This is a genomic window from Pseudomonas sp. 3296, assembly GCF_031456615.1.
Taxonomy (GTDB): domain Bacteria; phylum Pseudomonadota; class Gammaproteobacteria; order Pseudomonadales; family Pseudomonadaceae; genus Aquipseudomonas; species Aquipseudomonas mucoides.
This window is the reverse complement of record NZ_JAVDUY010000009.1, coordinates 1-20,985: the sequence shown is the minus strand read 5'-3', so window position 1 is coordinate 20,985 and position 20,985 is coordinate 1. Positions and strand designations below refer to the sequence as shown.

Here is a 20,985-nt window from a genome sequence, read left to right as displayed (position 1 = left end):
GGGTTCAGCGTTCAACTCAGATCTACTGTAGGAGTGAGCCGGCTCGCGATGGGGCCATCAATTACTTCACCGATTTAAGAAACGCCGCCGTTTCCGCATGCACCGGATTGCCAATCACCTGATCCGGCGACCCAATCTCATGCACCAGTCCATTGCGAAAGAACGCCACCCGGTCGGACACATCGCGGGCGAAGCGGATTTCATGGGTCACCAGCACCATGGTCATGCCGTCTTCGGCGAGCATGCGCATGGTGTCCAGCACTTCGCCCACCAGTTGCGGGTCGAGGGCGGAAGTGGCTTCGTCGAACAGCATGTAGTCCGGTGACATCGCCAATGCGCGGGCGATGGCCATGCGTTGCTGCTGACCACCGGACAGCTTGCCGGGGAAGGTCTTGAGCTTGTCGCCCAGGCCGACATGGGTCAGTTGTTGCACCGCCAGTTCCTCGGCCTCGGCCTTGCTTTTGCCCAGCACTTTGCGCGGCGCCAACATGACGTTTTCCAGCACTGTCAGGTGCGGAAAGGCATTCCATTGCTGGAACACGATGCCGATTTTCTGCCGCAGACGGTTAAGGTCGGTGGCGCTGTCATGGACTTCGACACCGTCGACGCGGATGTTGCCTTTCTGGATCGGCTCCAGGCCGTTGATGCACATCAGCAGCGTGGATTTCCCGGAGCCGGAGCCGCCAATGATCGACACCACCTCGCCCTTGTTCACGGTCAGGTTCACGCCCTTGACCACTTCGAGGTTGCCGAACGATTTGTGTACGTTGTCGATCTCAATCATTTTCCTGCCACCTTCTTTCCAGACGAGCGCCGAGGCGTGCAACCACCAGGCTCATGACGTAGTAGATAAGGCCCGCGATGCACAGCACCAACAACGGCTCCTGGATGCGGGTGACGATGGTTTGTGAAGCGCGAAGCAGTTCGACGATGCCGATCCACATCACCAGCGCGGTGTCTTTCATCACCCCGAGCACCAGGTTCAGCCAGCCGGGGAAGGCGACGCGCGTGGCCATCGGCAGGACGATCCAGCGCAGGTCCTGCAAGAAACTCAGGCCCAGTGAGCGGCTGGCCCGGCGTACCGTGAACGGCACCGCCAACACGCCGCCGCGCACGATCTCGGTGAAGTACGCGGCGGTGTACACGCCGAGCACGATACAGCCGACGCTGAAGGCGCTGATGTTCAGGCCGACGATGCTTTTGAGTGAGTTGAACAGCACGAACTGAATCAACAACGGCACGCTGCGAAACACGTCCAGCACCCAGGCGAGCGGCAAACTGGCCCGTGGCAACAACGCCCGCAACAAGCCGAACAACAGCCCGGCGATGGAGCCGAGGATGATCGACCAGAACGTCAATTGCAGCGTGACCCAGGCGCCATTGAGCAGGAACATCAGGTCATTCGAGGAAAAACCGGTGGCAAACATGGACAGCTCCTCAGTAACGGAACAACCGCCAGGCCATCAGCCGGGCCGTCGCGACGATCGTCTTGGCAATCGCGTAATACAGCACCGCCGCAATCGCGAAGTATTCGAAGGTGCGGAATGTTTTGACGTTGTAGTCCTGGGTCACCCCGGTCAGGTCATTGTTCAGCCCGACGATCACCCCCAGCGACGTCATCAGCACCGCCCAGACCATTTGGTTGGTCAGCGGGTAGAACACGATGCGCAGCAGTTGCGGGACGATGATCATGCGATAGGTCTGAAAGGCGCTCATGCCCAGTGACCGTGCCGCGCGCACTTGGGTTTGAGGCACGGCCTTGAGCCCGCCGCGAAAGTTTTCCGCGAGGTAGCCGGCGTTGTTGAACGTGATCCCGGCCAGCAGCGCGAGCCATGAACTGACGTGCATGCCCAGCGAGCCAAGGCCGAAGTACAGGATGTAGATCTGGAACAGCGACGGCGTGTTGCGGGCAATCGATACCCAGCCGTTGCCGATGCCGCGCAGCAGTGGCTGTTTGCTTTCGCGCATGACCGTCAGGGCCAGGGCGATGAGCACGCCGAAGATCATCGACAGGGCTGCGGTCTCGAACGTGACCACTGCGCCGGCGAGCATGTCCGGCAAGGCGCGCAGGGCAGAGCGCCATTGGAAGGTGTAGTCAAACATGCGCAGGGCTCTCCAATTGGGCGGCGGGTTGCAGCCAGGCTGGCAGGCGTGCGCTGGCGATGGCGGTGCACGCGGTATCGACGCACTCGGCAAGGCTGGCGAAATGCACCTTGCGACCCACCAGTCCGGGTGCGTAGTGGGCGTACTTGCCCGAGTTGGTCATCAGCGTGGTGGCGGCGGGTGGAATCACCGGCTCGCCGAGCATGCACCAGCAGGTGTCGGTGACCAGCGTGGCGCCGAAGGCCTCGATCACCGCGATATGCCCGGCCTCGCGGGCCTGCTCCAGCACCGCTCGGCCGCAGGTGATGGCGAGGACGACGTCCGGGTGTTTGTGCCGACCTCGGCACAGCCGCGCCAGATGCGCGAACTCGCTGAGGGAAAAATGCGGGTTGCCCAGCGACACCACATCCACGTGGTGATTGCGGGCACTGTTGAGCTCGCGCCAACTCACCAGCAAGTCTTTCAGGCGGATTTTTTCCACGGGGATGGACGCATCTGCTTCCAGCACCTGTAAAGGGTCAATGGCCTCCGGTGTAACCCCGGCGATATGAAACAGCGGCGCCGCCGAGGTGGTGGCAAACGCGGCGCCGAACGCCTTGAGATCGTCCAGGCTCGGCTGGCGATTTTCCAGACCCAGCACCAACGGCACGCGGCTGCCGGCCAGCGCACCGATGTGATAACCGAGCAACGGGTAAAACGCATCGTCCAGTTCACCGAGCACCGGCAACTCGATCTGCAACCGCGCCTTGCGTTGCGCGTCCAGGTGGCAGCCGATCAGCGGGGCACGGCCGGTGAGGGCGATGCAAATGTCGAGGTAGTCCGGGTACTTCAGAGTGCGCGCACCGAGCACACTGTTGGCGTACACCACGGCATTGGATTCGGCCCAGACAATCTGCTCGCCGGCCTTGGGCGCACTGTCGAGCAGGTACGGCGCGCAGGTGAAGCTCAGTTGCGCGCCCATTGCCATATAGGCATCGCCCAAGGCACTGGCCGGCTCGCCGAGCGCCGGGTCGATGCCCAATTCGCGCCAGCGACGCTGGTCCACGGAAATCGAATTGAGGGTGGTGGGCACCCGCACTTTGGCCCCCCATTCCACTAACTGTTGGGCAAAGCGCAGGCTTGCAGGCCCGGTGTAGATGCAGCCATCGATGTGCGCCTGGGTGACATCCACCAGGCTTCGCGCCCCTTGCAGCTCGGCCATGCGCAGCACGATGTGCATGGCCATTTGCGCGGCTTGACCGTGCTGGCCGTCGAGCAAGGCCTGATCAAACCCGGTGAGCTCGATTGAAGCACGGCTGTCGGTGGACAACGGTTTTTCGAGTGCCTGCCGGGCATCGCCGGGCAGGTTTTCGAACAGGTTCAGCGTGTCGCCATCCACCCTGGCGAAAGGGTGATCGCGCAACGTTGCGAAGGCCTCCCGGCCGATGCACAGCACCGGCAGGGAACGGGCAAAAATGGTCTGCGCGACCAGCACGCCCAGGGTCAGGATCTCATCCGGTTCGGCCAGCACCAGTGCCGCGGGTGCATGGCCGTTGCTGATCAGTTCCATCAACACACTGCTGCCGGTGCAAGAGCCGCGTCCGCTGGGAATCGCCAGCACACACCCCGACAGATATTCGCCGCTGAGCGGGTGGTGGCGATCGATGACCTCACCACTGGCGGAATCAACGCCGCCCCAGAAACTCAGCCCGACATCGGCGAACAGCAGGGCGCCTTGAGCGGCACCCGCGACCAGACTGCGACCGGTCAGAGAAACAGACCCAGGCATGCCGGACACCTTAGTAGTAGACCTTTGGGACGGTCAGGTCGGCCGGCGAAATATCGGTGCCGACCCATTTGACGAACAGCTCGTTATAACGACCGGTGCGCACCTGTTGGTTGACGAACAGGTCGAGGTAGTTGAGCAGGCCGTACTCGCTGCGCTTGGCGCCGAGGGACACGTAGTCGATCACGTACGGAGCATTACCGGCGACTTTCAGGTTTTTGTATTTACCCGATTTGAGGGTGGCGGCAGCCACGGTGTTGGTGACCACGGTGGCGTCGATGTGGCCTTGGGCGACGGCGAGCAGGGTGTCGTTCTGCGACTGGTAGGCGCGGAAGCTGCCGGTGCCCCAGTTCTTCACGTCTTTCTCCAGAGCGATGGCCTCATAGGTGCCGCTGGTGTTGCCCACGGGTTTGCCCTTGAGGTCTTTGAAATCGTTGATGCCGGTATCGTCGCGGGTCAGCACCACCATTTGGAACGCGAAGTAGGGCACGGTGAGGCCGACGGTCTTGGCCCGTTCGAGGGTGTCGGAGGTGGAGGCGACGATCACGTCGGCGCGCCCGGAGACCAGTGCCGGAATACGATCCGGGAACGGCGTCTCGACCACTTCAGCCTCGACCCCGAGGATCTTCGCCAGGTCGTGGCAATAATCCACATCGAAACCGGCCGGGTTGTTACTGGCATCGCGGAAACCCATCGGTGGGAAGTCCAGGGTCACGGCACAGCGCAGCTTGCCCGAACCGATGATGTCGTCGAGCTTGTCCGCTTGGGCGCTGGCGACAAAGGAGGTACTGAGAACAGCGCTGAGGGCTACGGCAAATGCAGGGTTTTTCATAGAGGCCTCGTTCGTGTGAAGTGCTGTTGAGATATCGTATTGAGGATTTCGTATACGATATTAACAATAGCAATCAACGTGCCGATTTCCAGTCAGCACCGTGAATTTAGCGTCAGCCCTTGAAGTAGAAGGTTTGCAGTGAGGAAACACAGCGCCGGCGACCTGCGTTCCGGTGTTACAGATCGGAGCAATGCTGGTGCGGGCGCCCCTTTAGGGAACACCGGTGACGGGCTTAACGCTGATTGTCGCGGTACTGGCTCGGCGACAAACGGGTCAGTGCGCGGAACTGCCGACTGAACGCACTGTGGTCGGTGTAACCGCAGCGCAGGGCGATTTCGGTGATGGGCAAATCGGTGCTCAGTAACAGGCGAGAACCTTCTTCCAGGCGCGCTTTGTGAATCATCTGCCGCGGTGTGAGCTGGAACACTCGCTTGCAGTGACGCTCCAGTTGCGCGACGGAATAGCCGCCAATCGCCGTCAACTCAGAGAGGCTGATGGGTCGCGCGAAGTGGTTGCGGATATGTGCATCCACGGCGGCGAGCTTCAGGTACGCCGGGTGAGTGGACTGGGGCGTTGGCAAATCCCGGGAGATACCGGCGAGGCCGACGATGTGACCCTGTTCGTCGTGAAGGGCCAGTTTGTGGGTCAGGCACCAGATCGGCTGGTTGCCGAAATACAGGTGCAATTCCAGTTGGTCGGCGAGCATCCGGCCGCTGGATAACACCCGTCGATCCTGCTCGGTGTACAGCGGCCCGAAGTGTTCCGGGAACACCTTGTCGGCGGTGAGCCCGAGCAGTTGATCGCTGTGTTTAAAACCGCAACGCCGCGCCAGCGTCTGGTTGACGAAGGCGTAGCGGGCGTCGCGATCCTTGATGAAAAACACCACGTCCGACAGGGTATCGAGCAGCGGCGCGATCGGCTGAAGGTTGCTTAACAGCGTCGGCAGATCGCAGGGTTTGAACGTGGTGAGTGAGGGGTACATAGCGCTGGGAGGTCCGAGGGCGACCTCCGGATCATAGAGGCTCGGCCGCACGACCGAAACCCCAGTCATGTTCATCACACGGGCGGGGTGTCGTCCAGGCACATCAATGTCTCGATCCGCGCCGGGCTGTACGGTGGGCGCGACGCTGAAGGTTGCCAGCCAAACAAATGCTCAGCCGCGGCGCCACACACACGACCTTGGCAGGCGCCCATGCCGCAGCGGCTGGCGAGTTTGGCCGAGCGCCAGTCGCGGTGTTCGGTGAGGGCTGCGTAGGGCACGTCTTCACAGCGGCAGACCAGGGTGTCGGGTCGGGCTAGGGACTTGAGTTGCGGGTCGAGGGCGAAGGCCTGATTCAACGCCTTGGCGAAACCCTGCCAGCGTGCCCGGCGTGGCCACCATTGGCGGGCCTGATCCAGATCACCCACGGCGCTGTGCCCGGCAATCGCACCCTCGGCCAAGGCCAGTTCACTGCCGCCGAACCCGGTGCATTCGCCCGCTGCGTAATGATCGGCACGGGTGCTGGCCTGCCACACATCCACCGCCAGCGCCTGTCCTTCGATGGCGTAACCCAGTGCCTGACCCAATTGGATGTTCGGGATCAGACCGAACCCACAGGCCAGCCGATCACATGCCAGTTCAATGATTTTGCCTTGCTGTTGCAGGCGCACGCCTTCGAGTCGGTCGGTGCCAAGCGCAGCCAGCACGTGAGTACCTGCACGGTAATGACGGTTGAACAGGCTGAATGATTGCCGCCATTTCGCCGGCCAGCGCGGCAGTTGCGCGGCAAAACCGGCGACCGACAGTAACGAAGCTTGCTCGGCGATGCGCAGCACCGAAGCTCCGTGTTTTGTGGTGGTCGCCGCGCTGGCCAATAATAGAGGCCCGCTTCCGGCGATCACCACGCGTTCATCGCGCACTGACAGTCCGGATTTGATCAGTGCCTGCAACCCCCCGGCCCCGGTCACCCCAGGCAACGTCCAGCCGGGGAAGGGCAGCAGCAACTCGCGGGCGCCGGTGCACAGGATCAATTTGTCGTAGCTGATCAGCCAGCCGTTTTCGTCGTCTTCGACCAGCAGTTGTTTCGGGCCGGGATTGGCGATCACCCGGGTGCCGTTGTGATGGCGGATGTTGCCGTGGGATTGCAAGCGCTCACGCAGCTGACGGGCCTGAGCGGGAAGGCTGGCTTGAGGGCCGTCGCGCCAGATTTGCCCGCCTGCCAACGGATTGTCGTCGAGCATGACAATGCGTGCGCCACTGGGGGCTGCGGCCAGTGCGGCGGCCATGCCCGCGGGGCCGGCACCGATGATCAGCACATCAGCGTATTCGTTCATGGCTGTGTCTCCACCTGCATGCCGTCACGGCAAAGGGTCTGGCACGCGAGGCGACGGCGACCGTCGATGGTCACCCGGCATTCCTGGCAAATGCCCATGCCGCACAGCGGTGCGCGGCGTTGTCCGCTGACCGAGGTGCGACTGCAACCGTTGCCGCCCAACGCCAGGGCTGCGGCGACGCTGGTACCGTCGGCGACCGTCAGGGCATGACCGTCGAGGATCAATTCAGGCATTCACAGGTTCTCCGAGGAAACGCTGGGGCAGGTAGGGTTGCGCGGCCAGTGGCGGGGTTTCGTTGAACAGTAACGCGACCAGCAAATCCGCCGTGCCAGGCGCGGTCGTCACCCCCAATCCTTCATGACCGACCGCCAACCACAAGCCCTGACGTTGCGGGTGCTGACCCACCAGCGGCAAGCCGTCAGGGCTGGCGGCACGAAATCCGGTCCACGCGCGGATGCCATTCAGTTGGGCCAACCCCGGCATGTAGCCGGCCGCTCGCTTGAGCATTTTCGCGAGCATCCAGCCTTCGACCTGCGGGTCGGTCGTGCCGAATTGCCGCGAGGCGCCAATGAACAATTGCCCGGTCGGACGCGGTTGAATATTGCAGGCCACCGACGGGCCTTTGGCGTTGTGGGCACTGGTGACGTAGCCCAGTTCCACCAGCGTGTGGGTGACGGTGGCGGGGTAGCGGTCGGTGATCAACAGGTGGCCCTTTTTCGGCTCGATGGGCAACTCGGGGCACAGTTGACTGGCCTCAGTTCCGTTGGCCAGCACCACTGCGTCGGCACTCAACCAATGGCCGTCCTCGAGGCGTACCCGATGGCCATCGACCTCCGTGACACGTGCCCGACGCTGGCGGATGTTCGGGGTGTCGAGCATCCAGTTGGCCGTGGCGGGCGCATACAGAATGCCGTCACCCTTGATCAGCAGTCCTCCTTCAAGGCCCTCGGCCAGCTCCGGTTCACGCTGGCGCAAGGCACCGGCACCGATCAGCTCACAGGCGATTCCCTGGGCCTGCAGGTTCAGGTATTTGCTCTGGGCCACCGCCATTTCCTCGGGGTTGGCGGCCAGCCATAGCGTGCCGTTGTTGCGGTAAGCACAGCCGTCGGGCAAGACCGGCCCGTGCTCACGCCAGCGTTGCAGGGAGTAATCACTCAAGGCCAGTTCGGCCGGGTTGTCGTCGAGCACCAGCAAGTGGCCCATGCCCGCTGCCGTCGCGTTGTGCAGGCCGGCATCGAGCACCAGCACCTGCAAACCGCGCCGCGCCAGCGCTTGGGCACACGCCGCGCCGATGATGCCAGCGCCGATGACGATCACATCGGCCACACGCCCCTCAATCATGGGCGAATGCCCCAGGCGAATGGGTCGTCCTGTTCGATGATCAGCCGCGCTTCGGCACTGATAAACGCGCGGCCACGAATGGTCGGGATAATGCGCTCACCTTGCCATTCGAAGGAGCCTTCGAACTCGCTGCCAATCACACTGGCCTGACGCCAGATCTGCCCTGGCTGCAATTTGTCATCCGCCGCCATGCACGCCAGTTTGGCGCTGGTACCCGTGCCGCACGGGGAACGGTCGTAGGCCTTGCCGGGGCAGAGTACGAAGTTACGGCTGTCGGCGTGATCGTCATCGGCGAACAGCTCGACATGATCGATCAGGCCGCCGTCTTCACCGCGAATACCTTGGGTGTCCAGCGCTTGCTGTACGGCGTAGGTGTACGCGGTCAGCGTCTCAAGGTTGTCACCGGCCACCCGTAGGCCATGGTCGGCGATCAGGAAGAACCAGTTGCCGCCCCAGGCGACATCGCCGGTCACCTGACCGATCCCCGGCACCTGCACGGTCAAGTCTTTGCGATAACGATAGGCGGGGACATTGCGCACGCTGACCGTGTGGTCGTCGTGCAGGGTGGCCTGGACCGTGCCCACCGGCGTTTCGATACTGTGCACGCCGGGCCCGATCTTGCCCATGTGCGCGAGCGACGCCACCAGGCCGATGGTGCCGTGGCCGCACATGCCCAGGTAACCGCTGTTGTTGAAGAAAATCACCCCGGCACAGGCGCTCGGGTCAACCGGTTCGCAGAGCAAGGCACCTACCAATACATCACTGCCGCGTGGTTCGAGCACGCACGCTGCACGCCATGGGTCATGCTGTTCGGCGAGGATTTTGCGCCGTTCAGCCATGCTGCCGCGGCCCAGATCAGGAAAACCGGCGGTCACCAGACGCGTCGGTTCGCCGCCGGTGTGGGAGTCGATGACGGAGATGTGTTTCATGGGAGGGCCACGTCCATTCGGTTGAGTGAACGCTAGAGTGGCCCGTGCGGTCGGGTGGCGGCTTGATGGATTTAAACTGTGCCGATGACGAAATCGGCACAGTGCCCGCAGCGATCAGTGGGAGTGTGGCAGGTGCTCGAAAAGCGTTTTGCAGACCCCGGCAATGTGCTCATCCAGCAGTTTTACCGCCAGGTCCACATCCCCGGCACGGCAGGCTGCCAGGATCTCGCGGTGTTCGTGATCGGCGCGCTCCTTGCCGGCGGACAGGCTCATCTGCATGCGCAGGTAGCGCTCCAGTTTGTCGTTGACCGAACGGATCAGACTCACCAGAAACGGCCGCTGCGCCGGCTCGTAAAGGCAGGAATGCAGCTCCCAGTTGAGCTCGGCCCAGCGCCCGACGTCGTCTTCGCCGATGAACTCCTGGCAGATACGCTCGGCGCGGGCGAAGGTCTCTTCGGTCATGTTGGGAATGGCCAGGCGCAACACCTTGTCTTCCAGCAACATGCGCACTTCGAACATCTGCGCCAGTTCCGCATCGGAAATCCGCGTAACCATCGCCCCGCGATTGCGCTGGAACATCACCAGCCCTTCGGCCTCCAGCCGCTTTAGCGCCTCGCGCACCGGGATTTTGCTGACGTTGAACTGCCGGGCAATGTCGTCCTGGCGAATCGGTTCATCTTCGGCAAAATGCCCGGCAACAATCGCGTCCCGCAGATGGCGGGTGATGATTTCCGAGGTCGAAGGCGTATTGCCAAGGTCGGGAGCGTTGAGTTTGGGTAGGTTCACGTCGGCAGGTCGTTTGCAGTGAGATGGGGATAGGGTATACGAAATTCTTTGGCTGATCTTCTTCAAGAGCTGGGATGGTGTGGCGCGTGGCTCACCACGCCTCGTGCTGGAAATAGAGCCACCTGGATAACCGCTGGCCTGTGGCGAGGGGCATCAGGCTGAAAAATACCGATGACTCTTACTTCAAAGGAGATACAAATGACATCAGGGCAATGTCTTTGCGGCGCCGTACGCTTTTCCCTGGCAGTTGAACCACGATTCTTCTACCGCTGCCATTGTACCTTGTGCCGCAAACAAAACTGGGCCGGCCACAACCTCGCCACACGGGTCAACGCTCGTGACTTCCGATGGGAAAAAGGACAAGACGCGATCACCCGTTGGCTTAAACCCAGCGGTTACAGAAATGACTTTTGCTCGCCATGCGGCTCCACCGTGCCAAATGCTCTTCGCGAGACATCTTACTTCTGGATTCCGCTTGGACCTCTCGATGTTGAACTGAGCGTAACGTGTGTTAGCGATTTCTGCACCGACGACGCGATGCCATGGGATGCGCAACGCTCGGAAAGAAACCATGGTTCAGCCCCAGAGTCACTTGGGTGTCTTCTGGATAAGCTTCAGGTCAACGGTGATTGACTCAGCGCTTGGCCGGCGGAGGGATGGATTGATTTTTGTCTGTCAGGAGGGGCCGTAAACCTATTGCTGACACTCATACGAATTGAGTTTGTGATTCTCCCTGGCATTCTTTACCGGGTAGCATCAACTGGTGCTAGATACCCTTCGCATGCAGGGCCTTCAATTCGATCAGGGGGACTGACTCTTGGGCCATGCAGCAAGACTCTTTCAATGTCATACATGCTGAGTCAACAAACTATCCTGCCTGAGTCTGAGCAACTTTGAGATTCCTCTCATACTTGCGTCGCGCCGGTCTGACTAAATTGGCTTCGTTGTCCACGAGGACACGATTTCTTTCTACCGGAGCTCATCATGAAAACTTCAAAAATCCTCATCGCGTCAACCTTCGCCGTCAGCGCCATGGCCTCCCAGTTCGCGTCTGCTGCGCCAACGACTGGCACTATCACCTTCACGGGTGCGCTCGTTGCTGATACCTGCATCATCGGCGGTGGTAGCAACGACTTTAGCGTGTCCCTGCCATCAGTCCAAACAACCAGCTTGGCCGCGGCTGGCCAAACCGCCGGCGATACGCCTTTCAGCATCGCATTGACCGGTTGCTCGCCTTCGGTTCCTGTGCGCGCGTTCTTCAGTTCGGCAAGCAGCGGCATTGATGGCGCCACCGGGCGCCTGAAAAACACTGGTCTGGCGACCAGCGTACAAGTCCAATTACTCAATAGCGCTAGCGCGCCAATTGCACTCAATAATGCAACCGCCGCTGCCCAGGGCGATACGCTGAAAACCACCGATGCAACGGGTGCTGCCACGCTGACCTACACCGCTCGTTACTTCGCCAGCGGTGCCACAGGTGCCGGTTCGGTGAATTCCAGTGTGACGTACGAGATTGTCTACAACTAAGGCTCACAATCAGCCAGCGTTGTATCGACACGGATGATCGCGATTGTTGTCGCCGCGTTCATCCAGCTTTCTCAGGCGACATCAGTGACAGGTCATGAATATCAAAAGCAAATTTCACGTCGTTCTAGGTGCCAGCTTGTTGGTGCTGGGTCTTGTGGCTGGTTCTTGCGCAAATGCGTCGGTGGTGATTGCTGGAACTCGGGTTATCTATAACGCGCAAGAGCACGAAACCACTCTGAAAATCAGCAATAAAGGAAAGGAGCCGGCACTCATTCAAGCGTGGGTCGACAAAGGCGAGGCCAACGCCGAACCGTCCGAAATCGATGTTCCCTTTACGGTGACGCCACCGTTGGCCCGCCTCGATCCGCAAAGGAACCAGACGCTGCGCATTTTCTACACCGGTGAAGCGTTGCCCAAGGACAAAGAGTCGGTCTTCTGGCTTAACGTTCTTGAGGTTCCACCCAAACCTGCAGCAGACAAAGAGGATAAAAACATCCTTCAGCTTGCAGTCCGCTCGCGGATCAAACTGTTCTTCCGGCCAGCCGATCTCAAGGGGGATGCCGCACTAACACCGGGCAGCCTCACCTGGCGCTTGATTCGGGATGCCGGTGGCGCAGCCCTTGAGGTGCACAACCCAACCGTTTTTCACGCGTCGTTCGCCAGTGTTGATGTCTCCAGTGGCGGCAAGACAGCCACGTTTGAGGACGGTGGCATGGTCGCGCCTGGCGAGACGCGCCGTTTCCCGTTGAAAGGGCAGATCACTTCGGGTGTCGATGCCAAAGTCCACTACCGCGCGATCAATGATTACGGCGGAATCACCGAGGGTGATGCCGGCTTGATCAGTGCTGCCAACCAAGCCAAGTGACAAGGGCTTCTTGCAGTCACTGACTGCTGACTGACCCTTCCCAAGAACTTCAGGAATTGCTGAATGCTAGTAGCGTGTAGCGCTGCGACGGCTTTGCTGTTCCTGTTATTTCGGTAGTACTGCAATGCAAATCCGCGTGAGTCCTCGTTTGTTCGTTCGTCAAGGCTCGATAACTTTTCTGACTCTGTCTCTTTGCGCCAGTGGTTTGGTATTGGCCGCCGAACCTGCTAGTACGACGAAAGAAGTCCAGTTCAGCAATGACTTTCTGCGTACCGGGACTCAGGCGATAGACACCAGCCGATTTAGCAAGGGCAACGTCACACCGCCGGGACAGTATCGGGTTGATTTGTATATCAACAAGAGCTGGCTGGCGAAGGTCGACATTACTCTGGGTGCGGTGGGCGAGGACAAGAACAACATACAGGCGTGTTTCGACCGTGATTTGCTTGACCGCATCCACGTAGACCTTGGAAAACTCACCCCGCAAGCCAGCGCGCTTCTGGCCCAGAAGAGCGCCTGCGTGGCGTTGCCAGCGTTGATTCAGGATGCGACGGCGGTCTTTGACTTTGGTGAGCAACGGCTCGATGTCAGCGTACCTCAGGTCGCCATGAGTCGTAGTGCGCGCGGTTATGTCGATCCGCAGTTCTGGGATGAGGGCGTGACGGCGGCGCGTCTCGGATACAACGCAAACCTGTATCGCAGTGACTCAGCGGGCAATTCATCGACACAAAGCTATGTGGGATTAAATAGCGGCGTGAACGTGGGTGCCTGGCGGCTCCGCCATGATGGTAGCTATAGCCGGAGCCCTTATCTGGGTGGCAAGTATCAAAGTATCCAGACCAATCTGCAGCGCTCGGTGGCACCGCTGGATAGCCAATTGGTGATCGGTCAGGCATACACCGATGGTTCCATGTTCGATAGTGTCGGTTTCCGAGGTGTGCAACTGGCGACCGATGATCGTATGCGTCCCGATTCTCAGCGCGGGTACGCACCGATCATTCACGGTATTGCCCGCAGCAATGCGGTGGTACAGATCCGCCAGAACGGCAATCTCATTTACGAAACCAACGTTGCCCCTGGCGCTTTCGAAATCAACGATCTATATCCCACCGGTTACGGCGGTGATCTAGACGTCGTGGTGACTGAAGCAGACGGTAGCGTACACCTCTCCAAAGTGCCGTATGCCGCACCGGTAAACTCTGTTCGCGAGGGCGTCACACGCTACAGTTTCACCAGTGGCAAGTATGACAATCCGGGCGTTGACGAGGCGCCCTGGTTGATGCAGGGCACGCTTCAGCACGGGTTTACCAACATGCTCACCGGGTACGGAGGTGTAAGGGCCGCAGATGGTTATTCGGCGGCTCTGGGCGGCATGGCGCTCAATACCGGTCTCGGTGCGTTCGGTGTGGATATCACACATGCCGTGGCTCAGCTGTACAACCAGCCTGACCAGGCAGGCCAAAGCGTGCGTTTGAGCTACAGCAAACTCCTGGCACCGACCAATACCAACATTGCCGTCGCCGCCTACCGCTATTCAAGCAGCGGTTACCTCGATTTTCAGGATGCGGTGATGCTGAACGATGCCGAACGCAAGGGCACGCCCCAGACCTGGGACTCGCAAATGCATCGTCGCGGGCAAATGCAAGTCACAGTCAACCAGAGTCTGCCTGAAGGCTACGGCAGCTTCTATGCCTCGGGTTCCAGCCAGGACTACTGGGATCGCAGCGGTCGCGATGTGCAATACCAGTTCGGCTACAACAACAACTACAAACAAGTGAGTTACAGCGTTTCGGCTTCCCGACAGTTGGATGTCACCAATGACAGATGGGACAACACACTGATGTTGACCATTGGATTTGCCCTTGGGTCCGGGGAGCACCCGCTCTACTCGACAACGACTGTGCAGAAGAGCTCTAGCGGTAATAGCAGTGTCCAGGAAGGGGTCAGTGGCACTTTGGGCCAGGACAACAATTTCAGTTACGGGATGAACGCCAACCGTAGCGACAGTCGGGACACCTCCGGCAGTACCAATATGGGCGGCAATGCCAGCTACACCTCTTCAATGGCTCGCGTCAGCGGCAGTGTCAGCCATAGCAGCAGTTACAGCCAGGTGGGGGCCAGCATGTCCGGCGGAGTTGTGGCTTATGACGGCGGTGTGGTGTTTACGCCAAGCCTGGGAGAGACCAGCGCAATCGTGGAAGCCGATGATGCCATCGGTGCGCGCATCACCAATGCCAGCGGTTTACGCGTCGATCCATGGGGACATGCGGTGGTGTCGAGCCTGACGCCATATGCGCGAAATCAAGTGGAAATCGATCCAAAAGGCTTGCCCGTCAACGTAGAAATGAAGTCAACCATGGAGCAGGTGGCGCCGACCGCAGGGGCCGTGGTCAAGCTCAAGTTTGAAACCACCAACAACGGTCGTGCGGTGTTCCTGCGATTGACCACGCCGCAAGGCAAGTCGTTGCCATTCGGTGCGCAAGTGTTCGCGGCAGATGGCAGCACTATCGGTACGGTCGCACAAGGCGGGCGCCTCATTGCACGAGGCCTGAAAGCTGACAAGGGAGAGTTGAGCGTCAAGTGGAGTGACTCAAGTCCGCATGCCTGTCGAGTGGATTATCAATTGCCGCCAGTGGTCAAGGGCGACGAGCCGAGCCCGGTAGCCATTAGTGCGATGTGCCAACCAATCGCGACGGACACCAACGTTGAGATGTTGACCACCAAACCGAATCAATGATGGGGTAGATGATGCGCCTGCAAGTTAACGATATGAAACAGGCCGTGGTCAGACACCCGAAGCCGGCACTGGCTATTCGCATTCTTCTACAATTCTGGATCCTCGTGGCGTTGTTGATCCGCAGTTGTGGCGTCGCTGAGGCTTATCAGTGCGGGGACGGCTATGCGCTCGACCCTGCCATTCCCGTCACGATTGGTGGCAGTGTCATCACCACTTCGGCAGATGTGCCTGTCAACGGCTGGATCGGGGACTGGTCCGCGTACAGCAAAACCTACCGAAACTGGTGGTGCTACGCTTCCAACGGGGACAATCTGCGACCTAAATTGCAGGGGAGCACGCAATTCGCCTCCCCGTCATCCCTGGTGCTCGATGGCGTCACCTACGCCGTTTTCCAGACCGGGGTTGCCGGGCTTGGCGTCGTGTTTCATTGGCACCCTATCTATGGGACTGCCGATGCCTCGGGTAACTACACCGGTACGGTTTATGAGCCCGTCACCGATGTGCCATTGACTAATGCGTACACCTCAGCAGCACCTCCCTGGCCTTTCCAGCTGCCAAGTCAATACACCGATATTGGCATTGCTATCAGTGCACGCTACGTCAAGATCGGCACCATCACTGCAGGAAGCACCCTTGTAGCTCGAAGCAATACCGTCATTGGAACCGCTACGATTCAGTACAACGGGATAACGTTCGGCACGAACAACATCACCTTGACCCAGCTGAAATCAACCTTTCCGGTACTCGGTTGTACTCCCACGACCAACGTACCGGTGAGCATGGGCATCCATGCAACGTCGGAGTTCAAGGGGATTGGCACCACTGCCGGCAAACGCAGTTTCACCCTCCCGCTGGCAGGCTGTCCGGCAGGTATGGGCGCGATCATATTCTCTTTGCACCCGGTCAGTGGCAGTGTCGGGGCGAGCACGAACGGGATAGCACAGTTGACTCCCGGGACGGGCGTGGCCACTGGTATCGGACTTCAAATTTCAACGACGGGATCCGGTACGGTGGTGGGCTTTGACGTGGACACTCGCTTTGACGGCTATACCGGTGCGGCTGGCAATTATCAGATCGGGCTGGACGCGGCTTACTACCAGACACAAGTGAGTGTCACTGCTGGCAGCGCCAATTCGTTGATCGAATTCACTATTCAATACCAGTAGAAGAACGGCTCAGAGACTTGTTTGGCAGGGAGGGGCCATATTGCGAAATGTCTCATTTTTCCGAGTCAGGCCAAAGCCTAGTCTGAGGAACGTCAACCCATCGCAACAGATACCGGCGCTGCGATACGGGCTACTTAATCCGGTCGAGGGGTAGATCATTCTTGTGCAGACCTTCAATTTGAAACTGGCCGTTGTCAGGCTGCCTATATCGACACTGGCTCTTCGCATTAGACTTCAACGTTGGATCCTCGCGGTGTTGCTGATCTTCAGTTGCGGTATCGCACAGGCGTATCAGTGCGGGGGCGGTTATGCGCTGGACCCTAACATACCCATTACTGCGGGCGGTGGCGTCATCACCACGTCTGCAGATGTGCCTGTCAATGGCTGGATTGGCGACTGGTCTGCGTACAGCAAAACTTACCGTAACTGGTGGTGCTATGCCTCCTCTGGCGATGTGCTGCGACCGCAGCTCATGGGCACCGGACAACTGGCCTCGCCGTCATCTCTGACATTGGATGGCGTCACTTACAGCGTCTTTAAAACCGGGGTTGCCGGGCTCGGCATCGTGTTTCAATGGCATCCGATCTACGGGACTGCGGATGCTTCGGGTAACTACACCGGTACAGTCTATGAGCCAACCACCGATGTGCCATTGACGAATGCGTATAACAATTCAGCGCCAGCCTGGAACTTTTCCATGGCGTATCAACCAACGGATATCGGTATTGCCATTAGTGCGCGCTACGTGAAGATCGGCACCATCGCTGCAGGAAGCACGCTGGTAGCGCAAGGCGGTATGACAATCGGCACCGCTACCATCCAATACAACGGGGCCACATTTGGCACCAACAACATTGTATTCACTCAACTCAAATCCACCTTTCCGGTACTCGGTTGTACCCCCACGACCAACGTACCGGTGAGCATGGGCATACATGCAGCGTCGGAGTTCAAGGGGATTGGCACCACTGCCGGGAAACGCAGTTTCACCCTCCCGCTGACAGGCTGTCCGGCAGGTATGGGCGCGATCATGTTCTCTTTGCATCCGGTCAGTGGCAGTGTCGGGGCGAGCACGAACGGCATCGCACAGTTGACCCCGGGGACCGGGGTGGCCACTGGCATCGGACTTCAACTCTCTACGACGGGAACTGGGTTGGTGGTCGGCTTTGACGTGAACACACGCTTTGCCGGTTATACCGGCATGGCTGGTAATTATCAGATCGGGTTGGACGCGGCTTACTACCAGACGCAGGCCAGTGTCACTGCTGGCACGGCTAACTCACTGATCGAATTCACTATTCAGTATCAATAAAGGTTGCGAGCTCTGGCATGTCGTAGGGGGGAATCCATATTGCGAACTGTCTCATATTTACTCGTCAGACCACTGCTTAGGCTGGGGGAATGTGGATCTTGCCTACATGCTGCTGAAAAGCATGAGCAGGCATCTTTATCAGTAGCGGATACCTAGCGAGGGCAATGTATGAGTCAGGGTGATGTAACAAACATTTCGGTAAGGGCTGGTTCGACCTCCGTACTGCTGGTCGAAGATCATGCGTTCCAACGTGAATACGTGGCGCAACAACTGCGCACAGACATCGGTGTTGAGGTGGCGTGTGCTTCGAATGGTATTCAGGCGTTAGAGATGTTGAGCGTCAAGCGCTACGACTTGGTTATCTGCGATCTGGCCATGCCCGACATGGACGGGATTGTGTTTATCAAGCGTCTGGCGGAACTGAACGAAAAACCGGATCTAGTCGTTCTCTCGTCGCAACCGGTCTCACTTATTCAGTTGGTAGAACGACTGGCGACCTCATTGGGTTTCAGGCAATTGAGCGCATTGAGCAAGCCGCTTAATACCGGCGAACTCAGTGCGGCAATGCGTCGTTTCGATCGTATACGCCGTTCGCCGGAATTGAATTCACCAGGCGGTGCCGCAACCCCGATGCCCGCTGACTCTGTTGATGTGCTGGAAGGCTTGATCGGCAAACAATTCACCGCTTGGTATCAGCCGCAACATGATATCGAGACCTCCAGGATCGTTGGAGTTGAGGTGCTTGCGCGCTGGAATCATCCAACCAAGGGCGTTCTGCTACCTTCGGTGTTTTTGAGTACGATCATCTCCTCGGGATGGATCAACCATTTGAATTCAATCCTGTTGGAGAAAGCACTGAGAGCTCAAGCCGCCTGGCGCAAGATGGGCTGGCCGCTCACCTTGTCATTTAACATTCCTGTTTCACTCCTCTCTGAGGAGTCGCTACCCGAACGGTTGCTTGCAATAGTCGAGCACTGTGGGGGAGATCCGGCAACCTTGATGCTGGAGTTGACCGAGACGACGGAGACTGACGATTTCAGTGACTACCTGGCAGGCGCGGCACGGCTCAAGCTTAAAGGCTTCAAATTATCAATTGACGATTATGGAACCGGTTACTCGTCGTTGTTGAATTTGATGTCAGTTCCGTTCGATGAAATAAAGATTGACCGTGTATTTGTTCACGGGGCACATAAAAGCCCTGTGGCTCAAGTGGCGCTTGAAAGCAGTATTGCGTTGGCGAAGCGGCTAAATATAAAAGTGGTTGCAGAGGGTATAGAGGATCTTCGGGACCTGGAACTACTTAAAAAGCTGGGTTGCGGTACCGTGCAAGGTTATCTGTTCAGTAAACCGATGGCGGAGTCTGCACTGGCCCAGCGATTGCTTGGGTGAGGGTGTGTCGAAACTGACTATTTCATGATGCTGGGCCGAGTATAAGAATCCTCTCATTCAAGAAGACCGGTTTGGCGAATAGTATTTCGCCATGATCAAGCATTCACATACTCATACTCAACGACTTCGCAATAATTGGATATTTCATCCAAGATTTGCTTATAAATTGATTGGCTGCCTGTCGATGGCATTTGTACTCGGTGTGTTGGGTGCTGTCGCGATGTATTTATATGCCTCGGTGATGTCAGAAACTTCAGAATATCGTAAGAATTTTAATAACGGTTATACTCAAAGTCGTGATTTTTTTGAGAAAAATGAACTCCTGCTTGCCGGGATGATCAAGGATGTCGACTTTGTATCGCGTTCGACTGATTCCGTATCACATTCGGAAAGAAAGAGTTTTTATTTTGAGTCGTTACCGGCGCTCGACGGTCGTAAAGGCGTTCTGAGGCTGTCTGCGCAAACGCGTCAGGAACTTCGTGAGTCAAATGTAAATATTATTTATATGGATCGGACGACAGGTGCTGCACGTTATGTTTTAAAATCGAACCCAAAGCAGAGTGATCAGTTGAAGGCAGTGTCTGAAAAATTGTCGGATGTTGATGCTCTAAGTCACGCGGGAAATGGACCGCGCGTCTTTCAGTTAGGGGCAGGTAGCGAGAAAAAGTCATATATCTTTGAGCCGATTTCGCCTCGACTGATGCCCAATGCCTGGCTCGGACTAGAAGTGCCACATGCGCACGTTCAGGCATCAATAATGACCGAAATGAATGCGGCTCCGGAACTGGGGATAAAGTACCTGATTCTGGATGAAAACGGTCGCATGGTGAGTGGTGTTCCAGAACTGGAATTGAGGAGCCACCGCAATAATGATTTTTTGCAGGTGCTAAGCAGAAAGGGTGATGGCTTTGCAAGTTATGGTGCTCCTGTATTCAAGCTGTCATTTAAGAAAGAGTTGGGAGGCCGTCAGCGCTGGATTGTTTATTATGCAAGTTATAGTGATGTGTTGTGGCAGATACGTTATTCGATGGTTTTCGGATTTTTGTTTTTTGCAGTCTCAGTTGTGTCTGCATTTGTTGTCATGCGGTATGTAAAACACGCAGTGTTTCTTCCTGCCCAAGAGCAGGCCGCGCAACTTATTGAAAGAGAGGCGTTCAATCGTACGATGCTGAAGTTAGCACCGGTGGGGATCTGTGTATTCAACCGGGAAAGTGGAGCGTTATTGGTTCAGAGTGAGAAAGCCAAGGCAATGCTCGCGTCATACGTTGAAATGGGCGGTTGCCGTGCAAGCCTACGCGACTTTTTCATGAGCATTCCGCTAGCAGAGGGTGAAGCGCCCTATCGCACAGGGGTGACAACGTTCACCACCAATGAAAATACACCCCGGTACATTCGTATTTCGTTGGCGGAGTTGCAATACAACGACCAGCCGGTGCTTTTTTGTTCGTTTGTCGATGACAGCGAACGCAGGAATGCGGAGTTGATGCAAGCCTCCGCCAAAGAAGCCGCCGACGAGGCCAATGCGGCCAAATCAACATTCCTGGCGATGATGAGTCACGAGATTCGCACCCCGTTATACGGCGTACTGGGCACACTGGAGTTACTAGCAAATACTGCGTTATTACCGCAACAGCGAGGCTATCTGAGTACCATTGAGCACTCATCCAGTAACCTGCTGCATATCATCGATGACATTCTGGATTTCTCCAAGATTGAGGCAAGTCAGCTCACATTGGAGTTGGGGCAATTCAACCTGATTGAATTGGCACAATTTGTGGGCAAAAGTTTCGTATCGCTGGCGCGAAAAAAAGGCGTGGAGCTTTATTGTTGTTTGCAGCCGGATCTGCCTTTGTTTATCGGGGATCGCAACCGTCTACAGCAGGTGCTGAACAATCTGTTGAGCAACGCGGTGAAGTTTAC

General features: G+C 58.1%; 19 protein-coding genes. 8 read left to right on the top strand and 11 right to left on the bottom strand.

The genetic code is table 11. The annotated features are described in order from the left end of the window. Window positions 1–61: 61 nt before the first annotated feature. From J2X66_RS23855 to J2X66_RS23805, 11 genes are all read right to left on the bottom strand, one after another. Entirely contained in the window at window positions 62–784 is a 723-nt protein-coding gene (locus tag J2X66_RS23855) for an amino acid ABC transporter ATP-binding protein (protein ID WP_027924791.1), read from the bottom strand. Next, window positions 777–1,427: an amino acid ABC transporter permease gene (locus tag J2X66_RS23850; protein WP_027924790.1), complete on the bottom strand. Its 651-nt coding sequence runs from the start codon at window positions 1,425–1,427 to the stop codon at window positions 777–779. Before J2X66_RS23850 ends, J2X66_RS23855 begins: the two co-directional genes overlap by 8 nt. Before the next feature lie 10 nt (window positions 1,428–1,437). Further along, window positions 1,438–2,103, bottom strand: a complete 666-nt coding sequence (locus J2X66_RS23845) for an amino acid ABC transporter permease (protein WP_027924789.1) — start codon at window positions 2,101–2,103, stop codon at window positions 1,438–1,440. Beyond that, on the bottom strand, window positions 2,096–3,871 hold the full coding sequence (locus tag J2X66_RS23840) for an aconitase family protein (RefSeq protein WP_310269368.1): 1,776 nt from the start codon (window positions 3,869–3,871) through the stop codon (window positions 2,096–2,098). The genes J2X66_RS23845 and J2X66_RS23840 overlap by 8 nt, the downstream gene beginning before the upstream one ends. 10 nt (window positions 3,872–3,881) lie before the next feature. Beyond that, complete coding sequence (locus J2X66_RS23835; RefSeq protein WP_310269365.1) at window positions 3,882–4,700, bottom strand: transporter substrate-binding domain-containing protein; 819 nt, start codon at window positions 4,698–4,700, stop codon at window positions 3,882–3,884. Window positions 4,701–4,932: 232 nt separating this feature from the next. Then, the gene (locus J2X66_RS23830) at window positions 4,933–5,682 is read right to left on the bottom strand and encodes an AraC family transcriptional regulator (protein ID WP_310269362.1); all 750 of its coding nucleotides are present in this window, start codon (window positions 5,680–5,682) and stop codon (window positions 4,933–4,935) included. A 74-nt stretch (window positions 5,683–5,756) separates the two neighbouring features. Beyond that, entirely contained in the window at window positions 5,757–7,013 is a 1,257-nt protein-coding gene (locus tag J2X66_RS23825) for an FAD/NAD(P)-binding oxidoreductase (protein ID WP_310269359.1), read from the bottom strand. Further along, window positions 7,010–7,246: a (2Fe-2S)-binding protein gene (locus tag J2X66_RS23820; protein ID WP_310269356.1), complete on the bottom strand. Its 237-nt coding sequence runs from the start codon at window positions 7,244–7,246 to the stop codon at window positions 7,010–7,012. Before J2X66_RS23820 ends, J2X66_RS23825 begins: the two co-directional genes overlap by 4 nt. Continuing rightward, entirely contained in the window at window positions 7,239–8,354 is a 1,116-nt protein-coding gene (locus J2X66_RS23815) for an FAD-dependent oxidoreductase (protein ID WP_310269352.1), read from the bottom strand. Before J2X66_RS23815 ends, J2X66_RS23820 begins: the two co-directional genes overlap by 8 nt. Next, window positions 8,351–9,283 (bottom strand): 4-hydroxyproline epimerase, encoded by a 933-nt coding sequence (locus J2X66_RS23810; protein WP_310269350.1) that lies wholly within the window; start codon window positions 9,281–9,283, stop codon window positions 8,351–8,353. The genes J2X66_RS23815 and J2X66_RS23810 overlap by 4 nt, the downstream gene beginning before the upstream one ends. Before the next feature lie 114 nt (window positions 9,284–9,397). After that, complete coding sequence (locus J2X66_RS23805) at window positions 9,398–10,069, bottom strand: GntR family transcriptional regulator (RefSeq protein WP_310269347.1); 672 nt, start codon at window positions 10,067–10,069, stop codon at window positions 9,398–9,400. Window positions 10,070–10,240: 171 nt separating this feature from the next. Between J2X66_RS23805 and J2X66_RS23800 the strand changes: the two genes are divergently transcribed. From J2X66_RS23800 to J2X66_RS23765, 8 genes are all read left to right on the top strand, one after another. Next, window positions 10,241–10,702: a GFA family protein gene (locus tag J2X66_RS23800; protein ID WP_310269344.1), complete on the top strand. Its 462-nt coding sequence runs from the start codon at window positions 10,241–10,243 to the stop codon at window positions 10,700–10,702. Between the two features lie 351 nt (window positions 10,703–11,053). Further along, a complete protein-coding gene (locus J2X66_RS23795) occupies window positions 11,054–11,596 on the top strand; it encodes a fimbrial protein (RefSeq protein ID WP_310269341.1) in 543 nt (180 codons plus the stop codon). 94 nt (window positions 11,597–11,690) lie between these two features. Continuing rightward, window positions 11,691–12,461: a fimbria/pilus periplasmic chaperone gene (locus J2X66_RS23790; protein WP_310269338.1), complete on the top strand. Its 771-nt coding sequence runs from the start codon at window positions 11,691–11,693 to the stop codon at window positions 12,459–12,461. Window positions 12,462–12,609: 148 nt separating this feature from the next. Further along, entirely contained in the window at window positions 12,610–15,198 is a 2,589-nt protein-coding gene (locus tag J2X66_RS23785; protein ID WP_310269335.1) for a fimbria/pilus outer membrane usher protein, read from the top strand. 8 nt (window positions 15,199–15,206) lie between these two features. After that, a complete protein-coding gene (locus J2X66_RS23780) occupies window positions 15,207–16,364 on the top strand; it encodes a fimbrial protein (protein WP_310269330.1) in 1,158 nt (385 codons plus the stop codon). Between the two features lie 253 nt (window positions 16,365–16,617). Continuing rightward, complete coding sequence (locus tag J2X66_RS23775) at window positions 16,618–17,676, top strand: fimbrial protein (protein WP_310269327.1); 1,059 nt, start codon at window positions 16,618–16,620, stop codon at window positions 17,674–17,676. A gap of 168 nt (window positions 17,677–17,844) precedes the next feature. Further along, window positions 17,845–19,065, top strand: coding sequence for an EAL domain-containing response regulator (locus J2X66_RS23770; protein ID WP_310269324.1), 1,221 nt, complete (start codon window positions 17,845–17,847; stop codon window positions 19,063–19,065). A 91-nt stretch (window positions 19,066–19,156) separates the two neighbouring features. Further along, on the top strand, window positions 19,157–20,985 hold a 1,829-nt coding region (locus J2X66_RS23765; protein WP_310269321.1), incomplete at its 3' end, for a histidine kinase dimerization/phospho-acceptor domain-containing protein.